Genomic DNA, 19,338 nt, shown 5'->3' on the forward strand with positions numbered 1-19,338 from the left:
CGTATGCTCCGCGCCTCTTCTTTGAACTAAAACGAAATAGCTTCGTCTCAAAAAACTAAATTTGTTGTTAAAAAGACTGCCAAAAATGGCGGTCTTTTTTGTTTTTAAGTGATTGAAAAATATTGGATTGGAAAAATAATTGAAAATAAACGCTTGAAACTGATTCGCTCAATCCACATATCTAGTTGTGAAGAGGATGACTGTCTTGCTCTACAAGAGAAGAAACAGAACCTTCATAACCGTTGCTAGAGTATCGCTCAATAGAGGATAAATTTGGCGGCACACAATATAAAAATTGATTCATTGTCATGTCCCAGAGTTGTCACCAAACGAGGTGAAGCCCGTGGAATGCGAATTGAATCCCTTAGCTGTTTACTGAATAATTCACAGGTTCGATCTCAGTAAAAATTACAGCTAAGACTATTGCTTACTAAAAGGATAGCATTATGAGAACTGTAGATTTCACTCCACTTTACCGCAACGCAATCGGCTTCGATCGTCTATTCAACATGATGGAAGCGAACACATCGAAGAACTCTTCTGGCGGTTACCCTCCATACAACATCGAGCAAAAAGACGAGAACAACTACCGTATTACTATGGCCGTTGCTGGTTTTGCTGATGACCAATTAGATCTTACTCAGAAAGAGAACATGCTAATTGTTAAAGGTGAGCGTAAAGCAGAAGCAGAGAAAACCTTCGTATACCAAGGTATCGCAGAGCGTGATTTCGAGCGTAAATTCCAACTGGCAGACTACGTAAAAGTGGTAGGGGCAAGCATGGAAAATGGTCTTCTTCACATCGACCTAGAACGCGAAATCCCAGAAGCGATGCAACCACGTAAGATTGCTATTAATGGTAATAGTCTTCTAGAAGGTTAAGCGTTATTAGCTCATTTAAGCTAATAAATCTCGGGAAGTAGAAGTGAAAGAGCACCAGTACCTTGAAGAAGGTCGGTGCTCTTTTTTGCATTTGGTCTACGGTAAGCTAAAAGCTCTGATTACTGCTCTGAGTAAGCTTTTTTCACTTCTTCAGCAATGATAGCAATACCTTTTTGCATCGCCTCATCATCTTGTACGTAGTTCATGCGTAAGCACTGGTGAGCATGATCCCACTCGTCTTCTTGGCCGATAAAGAAGTATTCACCCGGAACAATCAATACGCCACGAGCTTTGAGGCGGTCGTACAGCTCCATGGTGGTAATCGGCAGTTCATCAAACCATAGCCATAAGAAAATCGCGCCTTCAGGCTTGTGGATACGGAAGCGAGGGTCATCGATCGCTTCTTGTAAAAGCTCAACCGCACGTAGAGATTTCTCTTTATAGAAAGGTTTGATTACTTCACTGCTCAAACGCAATAAATCGCCTTTTTCAATCATATGATTGGCAATTGCCGGCCCAACACTGCTCGGCGCTAAGCTGATAATGCCATTCATGTTAGTCAGAGCTTGTGTTACTTCTTCGCTCGCAATCACGATACCGCAACGTACACCCGGTAAACCAAGCTTAGATAAGCTCATGCACAGAATCGTATTTTCATTCCAGAACGGTTCCACATCTTCAAAGATGATGTTTGGAAACGGCAGGCCGTAAGCATTATCGATCAGTAGTGGGATGTTGTTTTCGCGCGCCAGTTTATCCAGTTTACGCACTTCTTCGTCGGTCAGTACGTTACCAGTTGGGTTGGTTGGACGAGAGGCGCAGATAGCGGCAACCGAGTCATCAACCTTGAGCTGTTCAAAATCAACGTGGTATTTAAACTGGCGGTTTTCTAGCAGTTCGATCTCTGGGTGGTAAGAGATAAAAATATCGTCATCAATGCCCGCATCGCCGTAGCCGATGTATTCTGGTGCGATCGGCAACAATATCTTCTTGTGAGAACCGTCTGGCTGTTGACCCGCTAACAAGTTGAATAGGTAAAAGAAGCCACTTTGACTGCCGTTGGTCAGGCTGATGTTTTTCTCGTTGATGTCCCAACCATAGGTCTCTTTCAGCATTCCAGCTAACGACTTAATGAAGCTGTCTTTACCTTGTGGACCATCGTAGTTGGCGAGGGCGGCAATGAGTTCTCCACTGGCGAGCATGTCGGCACTGGCTTGGTTAAAGTAATCGAGCATGGCTGGGATAGCGGCTGGGTTACCACCACCGAGCATAATTGCACCAGGAGTTCGCAGGCCATCATTCAAATCATCCATTAAACGAGTGATTCCAGAGTATCGATTAAACTTTTCACCAAACTTTGAGAATTGCATTGCTTCGTATACCTAATTCATTGTGATTATTATTCGTAGATTATGATCAATCTTATGAACCCGAGCGTGGCGGGTTACAGTGGGTAATCTTTGAACATACCGCAATGTTTTTGCGGCGCAAAGCACGAATTGCCCTCACACGGAAAAAACTTCTCTTCTCACCGCTCCCGTTTAATCACTTTTTTCACTTTAAACTGAACTCAAACTGAATAGAACGACGGCAAATGTCAGAGCAATGTGAGGAAGGTCACTCTTGGATTGCTCAAAAATAGCGCACTGAATATTATTTCCTCCGAAGAAAAAACAACCTATCTATCTTTTGGAGAAACGAATGTTAACTAATTTATTTGTTAGAACTCAGCTATTTATTCAATCTTTTAATAATGATCAACGTGGTGTTACAGCGATTGAATACGCAATCCTAGGTGTGTGTATGTCAGCAATCGTATTGGCTGTATTTAACGACTCTCTTCGTGAAGCTTTAGAAGGTGCTATCACAACCATCACTAATAATATTGAAGCCGCTAATTCGTCGCCAAGTGTAGGTTAATTAATGCCTCATAAACTGTGGTGGTTAATTCCCTTAGCCACCATGGCTGCAATCGTCAGTTATCAAGATATCCGATACCGAATAATACCTAATGGAGTGGTGGTAGCTGTTGCTCTCTTGGGTGTTTTTTATATCTGTCAAACCGAAAAATTTGAGCAGTTTTATAACTTTTTCATAGTGTTAGCCGTCGGCGCAGTTTTATTTTATTTCAATGTTATAGCTGCTGGAGACAGTAAATTATTGGCTGCATTCAGTTTAATGGTATCGCCCAATATGATGTTGTGGGCGGTTAATGTGATTTTATTTGCAGGTGGAACCCTAGCGATTACTCAGTGGGTATTAGGAAAAACAACCGGTAATTCTGAGTGGACAAACAGAGGTGTTCCTTATGGGGTGCCTATTTGTTTAGGAAGCCTACTAGGTATAGCTGCATCGTTATAGGTGAATCATGAACTCCAAAATCATTCTTGGCTTAGCGTTCCTCGCTATATCTATAGGCCTCTATGGTGTGGTGAATGTACCGATGGATACTTTCCCCATTCAGCCTGAAGAACCAATTATAGAAGTGACTTTTAAGGTATGGAAACTCACTCACCCGACAGTGAAAGGTCAGCAGCTGAAGCGTAGCGACTTCGTTATAGAGTACTTGCCTGAAGCTCGTGCAGCGCTATTGGGAATCGATCGAAACATTGAGTTAGATTGGAATGCTCCTCAATTCGCAGTGCATGACATTGCCGCATATGAGCTGGTGGACTCGAATATGTTGACATCTCCCGGAGACAGTCAGTACTTACAGGCGGTGATCCGCCCTGGATTTGTTCCTTATAACGTTACGGTACCGGGAAGAGATGTATTAGGTGGCACCATCGCAGTCGGAGATTTAGTCGACATATCTGTTCTTTCAACGCCGGATCAGAACTTATCAAGTGAGGATACGGTGTCAGATATCCAACATCTCACTATGGTGCCATTACTGGCTCAAATACCGGTTTTGGACATGGTGACGTCAGAAAAAGCAGTGAGCACGTTAACGTTGGAAAAAGAGACTCAGGTGACATTGATCTTACAAGTGACGAATCAACAACTGGCACAACTCACGGTGGCACAGCGGATTGCAGAAGTGGCCGTGCATAAATCATTGGGTAAGGAATTTTCTGATGATCTAGAAGCTGATTCTTCAGACATCATTCCAAGCAGTGGCGGCACTGGTGGAATTCGTGAATACCGTTTTGAGTAGGGCGTTAACCATGAAAACAACAATGTTGACTTTAGTATTGGTTCTGCTGCTTCCATTCGAGGTTTTGGCTCAAGGCTCGACTAATTTAGCTCAGGGAGAAGCTAAAACCTTTTCGATTCGAGGGGAAATCGCTTCTGTTTTTATCTCAGGGAAGAATATTGCAGATTACCAAGTGATTGATAGTAATAAGGTCGTGGTGTTTGGGAAGAATATAGGATCTGCCTCGTTTATCGCATTTGATGCGAAAGGACGTGAATTATTTAACCGCTTATTGTTGGTGAATAAAAGTTATCGCGAAATAGAGCAACAAATTGATGTGTTATTTCCCGATGCGGAAGTGTTTGTAGCAGGCATCGGTGAGAACGTTGTTCTGAGTGGTGTCGTCGCTAATGAACAGGAAAAGGATAACATTCACCAGTTGGTGGGTGAGCTTTTGGGGAAAACAGCGAACTCAACCTCTTTTCAAATGAGTGATGAAGAGAGTGACGACATTGATGTGGGTTTTATGACTCAACTTAATTACGCAGGCGTCGTGAATAATATCGAAATATCAGCGACTAAGCAGGTGAACGTTAAGTTGACCATTGCAGAGGTATCGCACTCTTTTATGCAAGACTTCGGCATCAAGATGGGCAGCAATGGTACGCCCGGCATATTTGTGGATCAACTTACTCATTTTAGTGCTAGCGATATTGTCTCTGTTATTTCAGCTTTAGGTACCGATAGCGTTGGTCAAGTTCTAGCAGAACCTAATTTGTCGGTGATTTCAGGTGAGAAAGCGAGTTTCTTAGTGGGTGGAGAACTGCCCGTTGTGACGGTTATAGATGGTGCAACCAACGTTGAATATAAGGAATTCGGTGTGCGACTGGAATTACTGGCTAAGGTGCTTCGAGATGACAAAATTAAGCTAGCACTGACACCAGAGGTTAGCTCCCTAGATGGTAGTTACAGCAGTGACAACTTTGATTTACCAGCATTAAGAACACGACGCGCCCAGACAACCGTGGAACTGGGGGATGGACAAAGCTTCGTTCTTGGTGGGTTGCTTAACAGTGAAGAGAAAGAGTCACTGACTCGAATTCCCTACATTGGTGATATACCTATTATCGGTGCTTTGTTTCGCCATACAGGAACCGAACGTAGTAAAACTGAGTTAGTCATTGTAGCGACCGTTAATTTAGTTCAACCAGTCAAAGCGGAGCAGATCCAATTACCGACGATGAAAAAGACTAGCACGCTCAAGCGCTTTTTTGGACTAGGCAGTGGCTATGAACAATCACAACAAAAGTGGGCTGATGAAGTTTTGTCTGCTGGAGGGTTTAGCCAATGAAATCAATGATGGTTACTTTGTTTACCGCCGTCATTATTACAGGGTGTGTTGACCGTATATCGGAGCCTCGCGGAACGGAAGTTGAAGTTTTTCCTGTGACTTATCAGCTTAAACTTCGCTCTGACCAACCCCAGTTGGTGACCAGAAAAGTGAGTGAGTTTATCTTGGGTTACCCTAAAAATGTAAAGGTGGCGCAATGGAAAATACGCACCAAAGGGAGCGGGAATCAGGCGCTTTATAAAGAGGTTGTGAGCCAGTTAATCCAAGCTGGTGTGATGTCGAGTCAGATTGAATACAGTCAAATAGGTTATAGCCCAAATGAGCATAACTCAAACGCATCAGATCCGTTACCACTAGAGAGTCGCTTTGACTTAAGTCTTTCAGTCACAACATATAAGACCAAACTAGAAATTTGCCACCAGGAACGGGTCGGCGAGTATGGGAATGGAAGCTTAGGGTGCAATGTGGACACGAGCCGTTGGCAGTCAATGGTCAACCCGCACAAAGCAATCTAATTACTAACTGTTAGAGAATTTCAGATGTTTGATTTAGTGAATAAACTAAACAGTGCGGAACCTAAAAAATCGGAGAAACAGAATCGTTGTGCGATGCTTTTCCAAACCGAGATATGCCGCGACTTCATCCAAAAATCGTTCAGATTTGAAGGGTTGAATGAGCCTAGCTCGTTCGCCAGCCAAGACACAAATGTGACTAGATTAGAGCAATACCCAGATGTTGAAGTGGTATTTGTTGAATTAAATCAAAGCCAAGATATTGTCGCTGATGCTCAGTTATTGACTCATACCTTACCTCCTCATGTGTCAGTGATCATTATTGGCAGTGAAGATACCATATCCATCATTCGAGTCTTAAGACAGTTGGGTTTCTATTACTTGTTTTGGCCAGCGGGTGAAGCGGAAACGATCGATTTTTATCACAACGTTTCCCGTAACCACGCAGCACAACAAGGCGTGAGTACAAATCGTAAAGCCAAGCAAATAGCAGTCATGGGCGTGAAAGGTGGGGTCGGTACTTCACTAGTCGCGTGTGAGATATCTCGCCGTTTGGCCAAGCATCAAAATGCGAGTACTTTGCTAGTCGACTATACCTACACTGGCAGCAATATTGACGTGATGTTAGGGCTTAAGAAGTTTACTAAGCGCAGTGTTCAAAAAGGCACCCTTACTACAGGAGTGGATAATGATATCGCGACAAGCTTGGTACAAAATATTGAAAAAAATTTGTCACTTCTTGCGGTGGAATCAGATGAGTTTGGCCGTGATGAGTTATTCCAATACACCCAGTCTTTAAAGAAGCAGATGATTTCAAGTCATGCTTTTGTCGTGGAAGACTATTCTCACACTGCGACAACCAATGAAGAGTTTAGACAAGCGGTGGGGAAACTAGATGCTTTAGTCTTGGTATTTGATGCAACAGTATCGTCATTAAGAGAGCTGAATCGAATTCGTTCTGAAATCGATGTGCATTATCCCAACCTTGTCGTACTGACGGTAATGAACCGCTCTCGACCACATAACGCAGCGTCAATTAGTGAGGCGGATGTAGTTAAGTATTTTGGTCGAGAGGCAGACGCGAATTTAGTGTTTGATTTCAAAGCTAATCAATACCTACTTCAAGGTGAGCTGCTTAGTGAATCACGTTCTGAAATGAAATACGGACTGCAAACGTTAGTTGCCTTATTGATGGGAGAGAAAGTTGCGGAAAAAACAGCATTTTCATTCTTCCAGTGGTTAAAACGGTAAGGGGACGATATGGAACATGCACAGCGCATTTATTTACAACTGCGTAAGCAGATATTTGATGCACTTGATGCCAGTGTTATTGAAAGCTTACCGCGTCTAGAGTTAGAAGCTCAGTTAGCTAGCGCAGTTGATATGCTAGTGAGTCGAGATCAGTTATCTATTTCATCACTGGCAAAATCAGAATATGTCACCAGCATGGTACATGAGTTAGTTGGCCTCGGGCCTTTGCAGGTGTTGATGGATGATGACTCGATCACCGACATCATGATCAATGGCCCACAACAGGTTTATATTGAGCGTCATGGCTTAGTCGAGAAAGCACCTGTTCGATTTATCGATGAGAAGCAGTTGCTTGATATTGCTAAGCGCATCGCTAGTCGTGTTGGGCGCAGGGTCGATGAGTCTTCTCCTACTTGTGATGCCCGGTTAGATGATGGTAGCCGTGTGAATATTGTCATTCCTCCTATCACATTGGAAGGGACGTCAATCTCGATTCGTAAGTTTCAAAAGCAAAGTATTGGTTTTGAAGAATTAGTTGAGTTTGGGTCTCTTACTCCCGATATGGCAGGTTTACTTCAGTTAGCTGCACGTTGCCGACTCAATATTATTGTATCTGGTGGTACGGGATCGGGAAAAACAACGTTACTTAATGCTTTATCACAGCATATATCAGAGGGTGAACGAACCGTCACTATTGAAGATACCGCTGAGTTAAGGCTTCAGCAGTCACATGTTGTTCGAATGGAAACTCGTCATGAGGGCATTGAAGGGACAGGGGCTATTACCGCTCGAGATTTAGTGATTAATTCACTGCGAATGCGCCCAGACCGAATTATTGTGGGTGAATGCCGTGGTGGTGAAGCATTTGAAATGCTGCAAGCCATGAATACTGGGCACGATGGTTCAATGTCTACGTTGCACGCCAATACACCACGAGATGCTTTGGCTCGTGTCGAATCAATGGTGATGATGGCGACCAATAATTTGCCCTTAGAAGCGATCCGCCGCTCAATTGTAAGCGCGGTCGATTTAGTCGTTCAGGTCAGCCGATTGCATGATGGTTCTCGAAAGATCATGAATATCACTGAAGTGGTCGGTATTGAGGGAAGCAACGTGGTGTTAGAAGAGTTGTTCTCTTTCCAAACTTCACCTCACAGCCCTGATGGTCGCATTCGAGGTAGTTATGTGACATCTGGTGTTATGGCTCGTTCTGCGCTTTATGAAAAAGCCCGTTTCTTTGGTGTAGAGCAGAAGTTAACTCAAGTGATTGAGTCTATGACACTCAATCAATAGGAGTGAGACATGTATTGGTTGATTATTTTGGGTGGGGCAATACTCATGATTGTAGCGCTTAAGCCGAATAGAGCTCCTTCTGTTGATGAGTATTTATCACAGCAAGCGAAAGGTAATCTGAAAAGCGATCTGAGTTTTACGCAACAAGCGGTTAATTTTGCCAGTCTTTCTGATCGTAACTTCAAACAGAAACTTCGTGTGCGTTGGGATAACTTACAGCGCCAACTTGGAAAAATGGCATTAGGTAAGGTCGTCATTTTTTCTGTTGTAGCACTGCTTGCGATCGGCATTCTTAATCAAATGTCACTGCGCTTACCTTGGTTTGAAATTTTGCCTTTGACTCTCATTATCGCTTGGTTTTTTGGTTATCTCCATTTACAGAAACGAGAGAAAAAACGCTTTGAAGAAACCTTCCCTGATGCGTTGAACATGCTGGCAAGTTCCCTTAGTGCGGGTGAAAGCATAGGGCGAGGCATTGGGTATGTAGGGAAGAAACTTGAAGGTGAGGTAGGTAAAGAGTTTAAGCTGATGAGCGAGCGCCTCAATTTAGGAGAGCCGATTGATGATGTGTTTCGTAAATCTTGTCGTCGCTTTCCGTATCCGTCGTTTCATTTTTTTGTCATTACCTTGCGAGCTAACATGCAAAGAGGGGGGCAATTAAAAGAGGTGATGTCACGTCTGAATCGACAAATGTTCGAAGCGAGAGCTGTAGAAAGAAAAAAGTTTGCTCTTACTTCAGAGGCTCGTATCTCCGCAAAAATTGTAGGAGCAACACCATTCTTCTTTCTGTTTATTTTGCAGTTTCTTAGTCCTGAAAATTTTGAGTTCGTAATGCACCACCCAGAAGGGAGACCGATTCTTTACTACCTCATCACAAGTGAAAGTATCGGCATGCTGATCATCTGGGCGTTAATGAAAAAGGTGAAGTAATGGCTTCTTCAATAAACTTCTCGAACGTTGGGTTATTTTTCGCCTGGGCCGGCGTAGCATTTGGCTTGTTGCTCATATTTTATTGGTTAGTCGTGTGTACTCAGAAAAAACACCGTATAGCAGCCTTAGCGAAACATCATCGATTGGCCGATCAGTCAAAAGAGGCAGAAATAAAACTGAATCGTTGGTTGACGCCCATGTCGACTATTTTCGTCACCTCCGAAAGTGATATTACAGTGCGCTTTGCTAATGCTGGCGTGAGTGACATCCGGTGGGCTCAATGGTTTATGCCACTGAAGTACAGTGCGTTGTTTATCGGGCAAGTGGTTGTTGCAGGCGTGTGTTGGTTTATTGAGGTTTCGTCTGAATCATGGATCGCGATAGCTGCGGGGTGGGCTATGGTGGTTATTGTGATGCCTGACCTAGTCTTGAGCTCGATGGCTAAAAACCGTCAACGTCGAATCTCTCGTCAAATGCCGTATCTGATTGACCTAATGGCGATTTGCGTCCAAACCGGCATGACAATCGAAGCATCAATGAAATACCTCTCCATTGAAATGAAAAGCTTTGATAAAGAGCTTTCTAGCTTGTTGGAGGTGACAAACCAACGGGCTCGTTTGGTCGGAATGGAAAATGCCTTAGAGGAGTTGTATCGCAAGGTTCCATCACCAGAAGTTCGTAGTTTTGTGATGACGCTGACGCAGAGCATTCAACATGGATCCTCGATTTATAACGTGTTAACGACGTTGGCAGGCGATATTCGAGAAGTGCAAATGCTAGAGCTGGAAGAAGAAATAGGGAAGTTAGCTGCCAAGATGTCGATTCCACTGATCGTGTTTATCTTGATCCCAATTGTATTCGTAATTGCCGCTCCGGGGGTAATGAGGATGATGCTTAATGTTTAAGAAAATAATCGCGCTAACGTTAGTTTTAATGTTGGCGGCATGCAGTTCAACTCAAGCGAGTTGGCAGAAAGATGAGTCAAAAGAGGCTATCTATCAAAAAACACATAATTACGTTCAGTTAACCCGTTTGTATAAAAATCAGCTGCAGCAATACGACGCTGATGAAGTGAGAGAAAAACTCTCGAATACATATTTAGCTATGGGCGATGCTGAGTCGGCTCTGTTTTACATTGCCCCTGTTACTCAAAAACCACAACCCAGTGTGAACAGTTTATTGATGCAAGCGAAAGCATACGGTGAATTAGGTCAGTACCCAGCAGCGATCAGTAGTGCTAAACAAGTATTAGTGGAAAATGCTACACATGCGGCAGCCGAGAATTTACTGGGAACGTTTTATGGTTACAGCTATCAGTTTGATCTATCTCGTCGGTATTTTGAACGCGCGCGCGAGCATTTTTATGACTCGGTATCAGTGAATAATAATTTGGCTGTGCTCGATATTACGCAAGAGCATTATCAAGCAGCTATGGAGCGTTTATTACCATTGTATAAGCGCGGTCAGATGAACGAACAGATGATGGCAAACTTGACGTTGAGTATGGCTAAGTTGGGCCACTACCCGTTTGTCGAAAGTGTGTTGAGTGAAAGATACAGCAAGCACCAAATCCAAAAAATTTATCAGGCGTTGCGCCACCACACTCCTTATTCATTAGAGAGCCAAACGCTGGCAGTCAGTGGTCTTTCGTTATCGGAGGAGGCGGGTAATGCGATATAAGCAAAAGGGTGTCGCGAGCATAGAGTTTGCGGTGGGCTTTTTTGCTTTTTGGTTGATGTGTATGGCGTGGGTTGAGATGAGCTATATCTCGTACATTTCGGCGATCAACGACTTGGCGGTTTCAGAGGTGGCTCGCACAGCTAAAAAGGGCTCAGGAAATTATCTCGATACGGTAGATAAGGTTTTGCACCGAGAAGGCAGTATCTGGAATCAGGTTGTTAATGGCGACAATTTTCAAGTCACGATTCACTACTCTAAAAACCTGAGTGAGTTAGCTAGTATTACAGACCAATGCAGTATTTCTGGTAGTCAAAAATTTAAAGAGTGTGGTGATGCTGATAACGCAGCGCTTGCCATTTATCGAATTAACTACCGTTTTTCACCTATCTTTAGCTACTTCTTCACGACTCAGAATTTAATGAGCAGAGAGATGATTGTTGTGCAGGAATATGAAAGGTCAAAATTTGAAATTTAGAACCCTAAAGCATGGGAATTTGAAGAGTAAGCAGCAGGGGGTTTTTAGTATTGAGTTTGCCATGGTCGCTGTATTTTTCAGCTTATTGATTGCTTTCAGTGGTGACGTGATCATCAAGCTTTCATTGAAAGGAAAACTCGATCGACTCTCTTATTCACTGGTCAATGTACTTAAAGAGAGAACCCAACTTTATGATACTGATTATCAGCTTACAACTAAAGAAGTCGATGATATCGATATCATTGCTCAGCATTCCTTACTGCGTACCTTTGGTCATTTTGAACGGGAACACTATGGGTTGTTGGTGGAAGAGTTGAGCTTCAAACAAGTGGGTACACCCAACCCCGCGATCAGTGAAAAACGCGGTGTTGTTGCCTGCAGAATAAAGCAAACCATTGATTCATTAGAGTCCATGACGGTAGTGACTAACCGAGGTCGAGAAATGCCCCTGTACCGAGTGACGGTTTGTTATGAATCGGATAATTGGATTGGTGGTATTTTGGGGCGTGAGTTTACTCACGTGATGTCTGATTCTGTCGTGATCGGCAGGTAGAGCGAAGAGAAAGGTTATGAAACACGCTATGCGTAAGCAGTTTGGCCATGCAGCTATGCTGTTTGCCATTATGATCCCAGCTTTGTTTGGAGTGTTTATGCTTGGTTCTGATGGTGCCCGCGCATTACAAACCAAAGCTCGATTAGAGGAAGCTTCAGAAGCGGCTGTTCTAGCGGTATCAGCAAAAGATGAACAAGACCATCAATTGGCGGAGCGCTATATTCAGCATTATCTATATGACATGGACTCGATCCTAGATATTGAAGTTAAGAAGCTAGGGTGTGATGAAATACCTGAATGTATTGCTGCTACGGAAAGAGGCGAAGCACGCTACTTTGAATATCGTGTTGCGGGTCAAACACTGCACAAGTCCTGGTTTCCTGGTAACGATGTGATTTCTGGCTTTGGTGATAGCTTCAATGTGACGGGATCATCGAAAGCACGACGCTATCAAAGCCAGCCGATAGACATTACTTTTATCGTCGATTTTTCAGAATCTATGAATGACTCGTGGAGTGGTGGTCGGCATTCTAAGCTAAATGATCTGAAAGACATTATTGAAGATGTGGCTGATGAACTCGGCGCGTATAACGATCTATATCCAGAGCACCCTCATCGGGTTGCACTTACCGGTTTTAATCGCCGAACCATCAATAAAGATAAGAATGACAACTTAGTAGTTCGCGATCAGCGGGTAGTTTCAAGAGAAGGTGAATACGATAAAGACGATACGGTGAATTTTAACAAAACGATAGCTCAACAATTTATCGTTAAAGGAGAAGCCTCGCGTGTGCCTAATAGCGATGATGATGCACGGTTCTACGACCTCTATTTTACCACCGATTTTTCATCCTTCACTAAAAAGGTCAAGAAATTCAAAGCTGGGGGAGGCACTGCTTCACTGCAAGGCATTATTCGTGCAGGGCAAATTGTGACTTCAATGTCGAAGAACCAAAAGCAGCTGATCATTATTCTGTCTGATGGGGAAGATTGGAATCACTACGCAGGGCAAACCAATAAGCTTGTGTCGAAAGGTATGTGTAGCAACATTCTCAATATGGTCAACGGCGGCAAAGTTTCGGCAGATAATACGCATGATGACATAGAGGTAATTGGCGGGGTAAGCCAAGGAATGATGACACCTGATGGTGAACGAATGAACGCGCGCATGGCTGTGATTGGTTTCGATTATGAACTTAATAAAAACGTGGGTCTGCGTAATTGCGTTGGCCGAGATAATGTTTATAAGGCTGAAAACAAGGAAGACATTCTCAATAAAATTTTGGGATTAATTACGGAAGAAGTGGGTCACTTGGCGCAATAGAGGTATGTGACATCCTTTTTATTAACTGAATATTATTAAGAGAGCAAAAATGAAAACGCTTATATCTGTTATGTCTTTATTTACTCTGTCGTTTTCTATACTGGCAGCCCCTTTAAAACCAGATACCAACGAACTACTTTATCATTACTGCCATATGGGCGACTCTGAACTTGAGAAGACGGTAACGATCGGTCAGGGGAAGAAAGTGATGTATCACCAAGGCCCGTTCATGCAAGTGAACGCAAGCACAGCTAATCAAGCGATTAAAAATCTGATTCAAGATAAGTTAACTCAAGTATCAGAAAGTGCTGATTGCGCACAATACTTACTGAGTCGAACTAAATTTGTAGAAGGTAAGTTGGCTCGTGAGGTGTTGGCTCGCGTGACTTTTGATTTCGATGACGATGAACTGAATCAAAAATCTCGTTATTTATTGTTAAACCTTATAGCTAAACTTGAACATCAAACTCCCGAATTTATCGTCACGGGGAATACCGACTCAAAAGGTAGTGATAGTTACAACTTAAGCTTAGGCTTGCAGCGCTCGAATGTTGTTGTTGGGTATTTGAAAGAGCAAGGCGTAAATATTGAAGACCTGACAGTGAGTTCACAAGGTGAGGCGAACCCAGTGCAGAGTAACGAGACTGAATCCGGTCGCCATAACAATCGCAGGGTTGATATTCACTCTTAACCCTGCCCTACAAATTTAACTTGTTGGGAGCAGTATTTTTAAAACGACACCCACGGATGGGTTATCTGATTGCTCGAACCAGATTGTCCCTTTGTAGCTATGGAGTATCTCATCACATAGCGCCAAACCTAATCCTGTACCATGGGTCTTCTGATCGGCTCTTACGCCACGTTGAAATAAGGTTTGGCTGATCGAGTTATCTATTACTGGCCCATCATTATAGATCTCAATCAGGATCTGCTGTTCGCTTTGAGTGGCTTTGAATTCGATAGAGGTTTGTGCGAACCGATAAGTATTTTCTAATAGGTTACCGAGCACTTCCATAAGATCATCTTTATTAAGAGGCACGGTCTGTTGGTCGTCAAACTGAGTGATGAATTGGATCTTTTTGTCGGCATGGATTTTCGTAAACATGCCTACTAGGCTGTCGAGGATTGGTTTTATCGGTGTCGATGAAGTCGTTATACCTTTAACGCCTAGCGAAGCCCTTTTGAGTTGTGCCTGAATTAAGCTATCCATTTCTAACAGTTGTTGGTTGATTTGGTCATTCTTTGTTTTGGATGAGTCTTCATCAAGTAATGCTTGAGAAACTGTCACGCGAGTCTTCAAACTATGGGCGAGATCATTGAGAGAACGCTTATAACGCTCCTGATTTTCTTTTTGTTGGTATAGCAATTCGTTCAATGCACTGGTGACGCTATGTAAATCTTCAGGGTATGACTGGGCTAATTGGTTTTGTTTACCCTGCTTTATGTCATTCAGTTCATTCTCTAGTCGAGTAAACGGCGCAAAACTAATACGATAAAAAACCAAAAGTAGAGCACTGATCAAAGCAAGCGCAACCACTAACACTCCAACCGCGGTGTATTTTAACTGATGTATGGGTTCTATTTTCTCTTCGACCCTTTGGGTAAAGATAACTCTGCCATCTTTTTTTTCCTGGAAACCTTTCCAGAGAATTGTGTGGACAATAAAAGCGGCGCCATTCGATCTTTCAACCAAACGAATAGTATCTATGGGGAAATTTAGATCATGACACAGTTCGTTGACTTGAGATTGGCTGACGCCTATCTCTGATAGCAGCTTAGCTCGTCTTTCAATATTTACTGATGTCCATACTTGTTGATTGTTGTGATCACATAGAGTGACGCTAGTGTTGGGAGACTCTTTCGCATAGAACCTATCCCACTCCGTCAATGGCGGTATTTCCCCAGAAGACAGCAGTTCATTGATTACAGCAGGCAATTCTCGAAGGGTATTTTTCGAGTAGTACTCAAAAAGTTGGTGTTTTTGACTGTTGTAGTAGAACCAGGCGCTAGTGAGTACCATTGAAATCATAATGGAAGCAGCAACGGCGAATGTCCGACGTCTGAACTGAGTTTTGTACAGTCTTTTCATACTACTTGGCTTCTAGTTCAAAACGATAACCTTGCCCGCGAATGGTGCTGATCAGCTTAGCTTGAGTGTATTGCGTTAACTTTTTACGTAAGCGTGAAACGATAACCTCAATATTGTTTAGCTGAACATTTTCACCCTGCGCATAAAGGGAGTCTGCGATTTGTTGTTTAGATACGATTTGTAAGCAATGGCGAATTAAGTACTCGAATATTTGAAATTCTAAGGCTGTAAGTTCAATCAGAGCATCATCGTAACTGATACGTTTGGCTTGAGTGTCTAAGGTGAGCGATTGCGCTTTGATTTGGGAAGCGGAAAACCCTTGATTTCGACGAACAAGCGCCTCAAGGCGAGCGTGTAGCTCTTCAAATTGGAAGGGCTTGGTAAGGTAATCATCAGCCCCGGAGTTAAGCCCTTCTACTTTATCTTGCCAGTTGCCACGTGCGGTTAAGATTAATATTGGGACTGCAATTTCTTTACGACGTATTTGCTTGATCAGCGTAATGCCATCAAAGTCAGGGAGGCCAAGGTCAATGATCATCACATCTGTATTGGACTGTTTTTGAATCGTTTGTAAACATGCAGAAGCTGTTCTATCTGCATGGACAGTATGTCCTTGCTCACTGAGCTGAGAAGATAGGTGGTGATTCAATATTTCATTATCTTCAACCAAAACAACCAGCATGTAATATCCCTATCTACAATAATATTCAACCAGATAGAGCTTACACTAGCTTTGGATAAAAAAAAGGGAGAAGCCAAAGCTTCCCCCTTAATATTTATTCCAAATTGGTTTTACTTCTGTAGTAAAGAAATATCAGCAATCTGTAGGAACAGGTTACGTAGGTTGTTCAGTAGCGTTAGACGGTTCTTCTTAAGCGCTTCGTCATCAGCCATAACCATTACGTTATCGAAGAATGCATCAACAGGTTCACGTAGATCAGCAAGCTTGCTTAGGGCTTCTTGGTAGTTGCCTGTTGCGAATGCTGGTTCTAATGCTTCTGTCATTACTTCAACGTTTTCAGCCAGTGCTCTCTCTGCGTCTTCTTGAAGAAGAGCAAGATCGATTTCAGCAGGTAGCTCGCCATCGAATTTAGCAAGGATGTTACCTACACGCTTGTTCGCTGCTGCTAGTGCTTCTGCTGCTTCCAGTTCACGGAAGTGAGAAACCGCTTTAACACGTTGGTCAAAGTCAGCTGGCTTGGTTGGACGACGTGCTAGTACCGCTTGGATGATATCAACACTGAAACCAGCATCTTGGTACCATGCGCGGAAACGACCTAGCATGAAGTCGATAACGTCAGCTTCTACGTTTTCGTTGGTTAGCTTGTCGCCTAGTAGCTCTTTCGCTTTACCGATTAGATCAGTTAGGTCTAGGTTGTAGCCGTTTTCAACGATGATACGTAGCACACCTAGTGATGCACGACGTAGAGCGAATGGGTCAGAACCTTTTGGTGCTTGGCCAATACCGAAGATACCCACGATAGTGTCTAGCTTGTCTGCCATTGCTACAGCAGAAGAGATGCCAGTGCTTGGTAGTGTGTCACCTGCGAAACGAGGCATGTACTGCTCGTAAAGTGCTAGTGCTACTTGCTCGTCTTCACCATCGTGAGTCGCGTAGTGCATGCCCATCACACCTTGAGTATCCGTAAATTCGAATACCATTGATGTCATTAGGTCACACTTAGCCAGTAGGCCTGCACGCTTAGATTTCTCAACGTCAGCATCGATTTGCTCAGCAATGTAGCCAGCAAGTTCTGTGATGCGGTCGGTTTTGTCTTTGATAGTGCCCAGTTGCTTCTGGAAGATAGCTTGGTCTAGTTCAGCAAGACGGTCGATCAGCGGGCGCTTACGGTCTGTGTTGAAGAAGAACTCAGCATCAGCAAGACGTGGACGTACAACCTTCTCGTTACCTTCGATTACGTGACGAGGCTCTTTAGACTCGATGTTCGAAACGAAGATGAAGTTTGGCAGAAGGTTCTTATCAGCGTCATACACTGGGAAGTACTTCTGGTCGCCTTTCATGGTGTAAACCAAAGCTTCAGAAGGCACTTTTAGGAACTCTTGCTCAAACTTAGCAGTAAGCACCACTGGCCATTCAACCAAAGAGGTAACTTCTTCAACAAGGTCATCTTCTAGGTCAGCAATACCACCAACTGCGTCAGCTGCTTTTTTCGCATCAGCAAGGATGATCGCTTTACGCGCATCGTAATCTGCCATTACTTTACCGCGCTCTTCTAAGATCGCAGGGTATTGGTCAGCAGAGTCGATAGTGAACTCTTGTTCGCCCATGAAACGGTGGCCACGGATAGTACGAGCAGAAGCTACGCCTAGGATCTCGCCTTCAACAAGCTCATCACCTAGTAGTACTGTCAGTGTTTTCACTGGACGGATAAATTGAATGTCTGAGTTACCCCAGCGCATTGCTTTAGGGATTGGTAGGCCAGCGAGAGCTTTCGCAGCGATGTCCATCACCAATTCTTGAACAGGTTTGCCAGCTACTTCCTGTTTGAAAAGAAGCCACTCGCCTTTGTCTGTTTTCAGGCGGTCAGCTTGCTCAACAGTAATACCGTTACCACGAGCCCAACCTTGTGCAGCTTTAGTCGCGTTGCCTTCAGCATCGAATGCGACAGAAATTGCAGGACCGCGCTTCTCAACGACTTTGTCTGCTTGGCCTTCAGCCAGTGCCGTCACTTTAAGTGCTAGACGACGAGGTGCTGCGTACCACTTGATGCCTTCGTGAGAAAGTTCAGCCGTTTTAAGACCTGCTTCAAAGTTAGAAGCAAAGGCTTCAGCTAGTGAACGAAGTGCCGTTGGTGGAAGCTCTTCCGTACCCAGTTCAATTAGAAAATTCTTCGCCATGATTATTTATCCTTCTTACACATTGGGAAGCCAAGCGCTTCACGTGACGCGTAGTACGCCTCTGCAACAGCTTTAGTCAGGTTGCGGATACGAAGGATGTAACGTTGACGCTCTGTTACAGAGATAGCTTTGCGCGCATCAAGAATGTTGAATGCGTGACCTGCTTTTAGAATGCGCTCGTAAGCTGGAAGCGGCAGTGGCTTCTCAAGCTCAAGTAGCTCTTTACACTCTTTTTCGCACTGGTCGAAGAAAGTGAATAGGAAATCTACGTCTGCGTGTTCGAAGTTGTATGTTGATTGCTCAACTTCGTTTTGGTGGAAGATGTCACCGTAAGTCACATTAGAACCGTCTGGTGCTACGTTCCATACAAGGTCGTAAACAGAGTCTACTTCTTGGATGTACATTGCTAGACGCTCGATACCGTAAGTGATCTCACCCGTTACTGGCTTACACTCAAGACCGCCAACTTGTTGGAAGTAAGTGAATTGAGTCACTTCCATACCGTTTAGCCATACTTCCCAACCAAGACCCCATGCGCCTAGCGTTGGGTTTTCCCAGTTGTCTTCTACGAAACGAATATCGTGAACAAGTGGGTCGACACCAAGAACTTCAAGCGAGCCTAAGTACAACTCCTGGATGTTATCTGGAGAAGGTTTTAGAGCTACTTGGAATTGATAGTAGTGCTGCAGGCGGTTCGGGTTTTCACCGTAACGACCATCGGTCGGACGACGAGAAGGTTGAACGTATGCCGTAGACATTGGCTCTGGGCCAAGTGCACGTAGACATGTCATTGGGTGAGAGGTGCCAGCACCTACTTCCATATCTAGTGGTTGAACAATGGTACAACCGTTTTGTGCCCAGTAATCCTGCAGCGCGAGGATCATTCCCTGGAAGGTTTTGATATCGTATTTTTGCATAGTCAGGTTCGCGCGATTCTTTTAAATGAATGATAAAAATAACCTCTGAGTATACCGAGATATTGGTAAAGCGAGTAGGGGTAATCT

The 19,338-nt window shown here is 43.7% G+C and carries 20 protein-coding genes; 15 read left to right on the forward strand and 5 right to left on the reverse strand.

The genetic code is table 11. The annotated features are described in order from the left end of the window. The first annotated feature begins 446 nt into the window (after window positions 1–446). Complete coding sequence (locus AB4496_RS01020; RefSeq protein WP_009848140.1) at window positions 447–881, forward strand: Hsp20 family protein; 435 nt, start codon at window positions 447–449, stop codon at window positions 879–881. Window positions 882–1,000: 119 nt separating this feature from the next. On the opposite strand, the gene AB4496_RS01025 is transcribed toward AB4496_RS01020, so the two are convergent. Further along, window positions 1,001–2,251 (reverse strand): valine--pyruvate transaminase, encoded by a 1,251-nt coding sequence (locus AB4496_RS01025; RefSeq protein ID WP_009848141.1) that lies wholly within the window; start codon window positions 2,249–2,251, stop codon window positions 1,001–1,003. Between the two features lie 331 nt (window positions 2,252–2,582). On the opposite strand from AB4496_RS01025, the gene AB4496_RS01030 reads away from it, so the two are divergent. The 14 genes from AB4496_RS01030 to AB4496_RS01095 are packed head-to-tail and all read left to right on the forward strand — an operon-like array spanning window position 2,583 to window position 14,077. Continuing rightward, window positions 2,583–2,801, forward strand: a complete 219-nt coding sequence (locus tag AB4496_RS01030) for a Flp family type IVb pilin (RefSeq protein WP_009848142.1) — start codon at window positions 2,583–2,585, stop codon at window positions 2,799–2,801. A gap of 3 nt (window positions 2,802–2,804) precedes the next feature. Further along, the gene (locus AB4496_RS01035; protein ID WP_102258031.1) at window positions 2,805–3,242 is read left to right on the forward strand and encodes a prepilin peptidase; all 438 of its coding nucleotides are present in this window, start codon (window positions 2,805–2,807) and stop codon (window positions 3,240–3,242) included. A gap of 7 nt (window positions 3,243–3,249) precedes the next feature. Continuing rightward, on the forward strand, window positions 3,250–4,038 hold the full coding sequence (locus tag AB4496_RS01040) for an RcpC/CpaB family pilus assembly protein (protein ID WP_009848144.1): 789 nt from the start codon (window positions 3,250–3,252) through the stop codon (window positions 4,036–4,038). A gap of 10 nt (window positions 4,039–4,048) precedes the next feature. Continuing rightward, a complete protein-coding gene (locus AB4496_RS01045; protein ID WP_009848145.1) occupies window positions 4,049–5,368 on the forward strand; it encodes a type II and III secretion system protein family protein in 1,320 nt (439 codons plus the stop codon). Beyond that, a complete protein-coding gene (locus AB4496_RS01050) occupies window positions 5,365–5,883 on the forward strand; it encodes a hypothetical protein (RefSeq protein ID WP_009848146.1) in 519 nt (172 codons plus the stop codon). Before AB4496_RS01045 ends, AB4496_RS01050 begins: the two co-directional genes overlap by 4 nt. Window positions 5,884–5,907: 24 nt before the next feature. Next, entirely contained in the window at window positions 5,908–7,131 is a 1,224-nt protein-coding gene (locus AB4496_RS01055) for a P-loop NTPase (protein WP_102258030.1), read from the forward strand. Window positions 7,132–7,140: 9 nt separating this feature from the next. Continuing rightward, complete coding sequence (locus tag AB4496_RS01060) at window positions 7,141–8,424, forward strand: CpaF family protein (RefSeq protein ID WP_009848148.1); 1,284 nt, start codon at window positions 7,141–7,143, stop codon at window positions 8,422–8,424. 9 nt (window positions 8,425–8,433) lie between these two features. Beyond that, window positions 8,434–9,354: a type II secretion system F family protein gene (locus tag AB4496_RS01065; RefSeq protein WP_009848149.1), complete on the forward strand. Its 921-nt coding sequence runs from the start codon at window positions 8,434–8,436 to the stop codon at window positions 9,352–9,354. Beyond that, entirely contained in the window at window positions 9,354–10,259 is a 906-nt protein-coding gene (locus AB4496_RS01070) for a type II secretion system F family protein (RefSeq protein WP_009848150.1), read from the forward strand. Before AB4496_RS01065 ends, AB4496_RS01070 begins: the two co-directional genes overlap by 1 nt. Then, window positions 10,252–11,034, forward strand: a complete 783-nt coding sequence (locus AB4496_RS01075; protein ID WP_009848151.1) for a lipopolysaccharide assembly protein LapB — start codon at window positions 10,252–10,254, stop codon at window positions 11,032–11,034. The genes AB4496_RS01070 and AB4496_RS01075 overlap by 8 nt, the downstream gene beginning before the upstream one ends. Further along, on the forward strand, window positions 11,024–11,509 hold the full coding sequence (locus tag AB4496_RS01080; RefSeq protein ID WP_009848152.1) for a TadE/TadG family type IV pilus assembly protein: 486 nt from the start codon (window positions 11,024–11,026) through the stop codon (window positions 11,507–11,509). The genes AB4496_RS01075 and AB4496_RS01080 overlap by 11 nt, the downstream gene beginning before the upstream one ends. Beyond that, window positions 11,484–12,062: a tight adherence pilus pseudopilin TadF gene (gene tadF, locus AB4496_RS01085; RefSeq protein WP_009848153.1), complete on the forward strand. Its 579-nt coding sequence runs from the start codon at window positions 11,484–11,486 to the stop codon at window positions 12,060–12,062. Before AB4496_RS01080 ends, tadF begins: the two co-directional genes overlap by 26 nt. A gap of 16 nt (window positions 12,063–12,078) precedes the next feature. Then, window positions 12,079–13,386, forward strand: a complete 1,308-nt coding sequence (locus AB4496_RS01090; protein WP_009848154.1) for a pilus assembly protein TadG-related protein — start codon at window positions 12,079–12,081, stop codon at window positions 13,384–13,386. 49 nt (window positions 13,387–13,435) lie between these two features. Next, the gene (locus tag AB4496_RS01095; protein ID WP_009848155.1) at window positions 13,436–14,077 is read left to right on the forward strand and encodes an OmpA family protein; all 642 of its coding nucleotides are present in this window, start codon (window positions 13,436–13,438) and stop codon (window positions 14,075–14,077) included. A gap of 15 nt (window positions 14,078–14,092) precedes the next feature. Here AB4496_RS01095 and AB4496_RS01100 read toward each other — a convergent pair whose 3' ends face one another. The 4 genes from AB4496_RS01100 to glyQ form a co-directional block, all read right to left on the reverse strand. After that, a complete protein-coding gene (locus tag AB4496_RS01100) occupies window positions 14,093–15,475 on the reverse strand; it encodes a sensor histidine kinase (RefSeq protein ID WP_009848156.1) in 1,383 nt (460 codons plus the stop codon). A 1-nt stretch (window position 15,476) separates the two neighbouring features. Continuing rightward, a complete protein-coding gene (locus AB4496_RS01105) occupies window positions 15,477–16,157 on the reverse strand; it encodes a response regulator transcription factor (RefSeq protein WP_009848157.1) in 681 nt (226 codons plus the stop codon). 110 nt (window positions 16,158–16,267) lie between these two features. Then, window positions 16,268–18,334: a glycine--tRNA ligase subunit beta gene (gene glyS / locus AB4496_RS01110; RefSeq protein WP_009848158.1), complete on the reverse strand. Its 2,067-nt coding sequence runs from the start codon at window positions 18,332–18,334 to the stop codon at window positions 16,268–16,270. A 2-nt stretch (window positions 18,335–18,336) separates the two neighbouring features. Next, window positions 18,337–19,251, reverse strand: coding sequence for a glycine--tRNA ligase subunit alpha (glyQ, locus tag AB4496_RS01115; protein ID WP_009848159.1), 915 nt, complete (start codon window positions 19,249–19,251; stop codon window positions 18,337–18,339). Window positions 19,252–19,338: the final 87 nt, after the last annotated feature.

It is taken from the genome of Vibrio sp. 10N.222.46.A1 (genome assembly GCF_041473595.1).
Taxonomy (GTDB): Bacteria; Pseudomonadota; Gammaproteobacteria; order Enterobacterales; family Vibrionaceae; genus Vibrio; species Vibrio tasmaniensis_A.

Bases quoted from the DNA above. Each gene is read 5' to 3' on its own strand.
- AB4496_RS01020 (WP_009848140.1), top strand. From the start codon at position 447: ATGAGAACTGTAGATTTCACTCCACTTTACCGCAACGCAATCGGCTTC.
- AB4496_RS01025 (WP_009848141.1), bottom strand. From the start codon at position 2,251: ATGCAATTCTCAAAGTTTGGTGAAAAGTTTAATCGATACTCTGGAATC.
- AB4496_RS01030 (WP_009848142.1), top strand. From the start codon at position 2,583: ATGTTAACTAATTTATTTGTTAGAACTCAGCTATTTATTCAATCTTTT.
- AB4496_RS01035 (WP_102258031.1), top strand. From the start codon at position 2,805: ATGCCTCATAAACTGTGGTGGTTAATTCCCTTAGCCACCATGGCTGCA.
- AB4496_RS01040 (WP_009848144.1), top strand. From the start codon at position 3,250: ATGAACTCCAAAATCATTCTTGGCTTAGCGTTCCTCGCTATATCTATA.
- AB4496_RS01045 (WP_009848145.1), top strand. From the start codon at position 4,049: ATGAAAACAACAATGTTGACTTTAGTATTGGTTCTGCTGCTTCCATTC.
- AB4496_RS01050 (WP_009848146.1), top strand. From the start codon at position 5,365: ATGAAATCAATGATGGTTACTTTGTTTACCGCCGTCATTATTACAGGG.
- AB4496_RS01055 (WP_102258030.1), top strand. From the start codon at position 5,908: ATGTTTGATTTAGTGAATAAACTAAACAGTGCGGAACCTAAAAAATCG.
- AB4496_RS01060 (WP_009848148.1), top strand. From the start codon at position 7,141: ATGGAACATGCACAGCGCATTTATTTACAACTGCGTAAGCAGATATTT.
- AB4496_RS01065 (WP_009848149.1), top strand. From the start codon at position 8,434: ATGTATTGGTTGATTATTTTGGGTGGGGCAATACTCATGATTGTAGCG.
- AB4496_RS01070 (WP_009848150.1), top strand. From the start codon at position 9,354: ATGGCTTCTTCAATAAACTTCTCGAACGTTGGGTTATTTTTCGCCTGG.
- AB4496_RS01075 (WP_009848151.1), top strand. From the start codon at position 10,252: ATGTTTAAGAAAATAATCGCGCTAACGTTAGTTTTAATGTTGGCGGCA.
- AB4496_RS01080 (WP_009848152.1), top strand. From the start codon at position 11,024: ATGCGATATAAGCAAAAGGGTGTCGCGAGCATAGAGTTTGCGGTGGGC.
- tadF (WP_009848153.1), top strand. From the start codon at position 11,484: ATGAAAGGTCAAAATTTGAAATTTAGAACCCTAAAGCATGGGAATTTG.
- AB4496_RS01090 (WP_009848154.1), top strand. From the start codon at position 12,079: ATGAAACACGCTATGCGTAAGCAGTTTGGCCATGCAGCTATGCTGTTT.
- AB4496_RS01095 (WP_009848155.1), top strand. From the start codon at position 13,436: ATGAAAACGCTTATATCTGTTATGTCTTTATTTACTCTGTCGTTTTCT.
- AB4496_RS01100 (WP_009848156.1), bottom strand. From the start codon at position 15,475: ATGAAAAGACTGTACAAAACTCAGTTCAGACGTCGGACATTCGCCGTT.
- AB4496_RS01105 (WP_009848157.1), bottom strand. From the start codon at position 16,157: ATGCTGGTTGTTTTGGTTGAAGATAATGAAATATTGAATCACCACCTA.
- glyS (WP_009848158.1), bottom strand. From the start codon at position 18,334: ATGGCGAAGAATTTTCTAATTGAACTGGGTACGGAAGAGCTTCCACCA.
- glyQ (WP_009848159.1), bottom strand. From the start codon at position 19,251: ATGCAAAAATACGATATCAAAACCTTCCAGGGAATGATCCTCGCGCTG.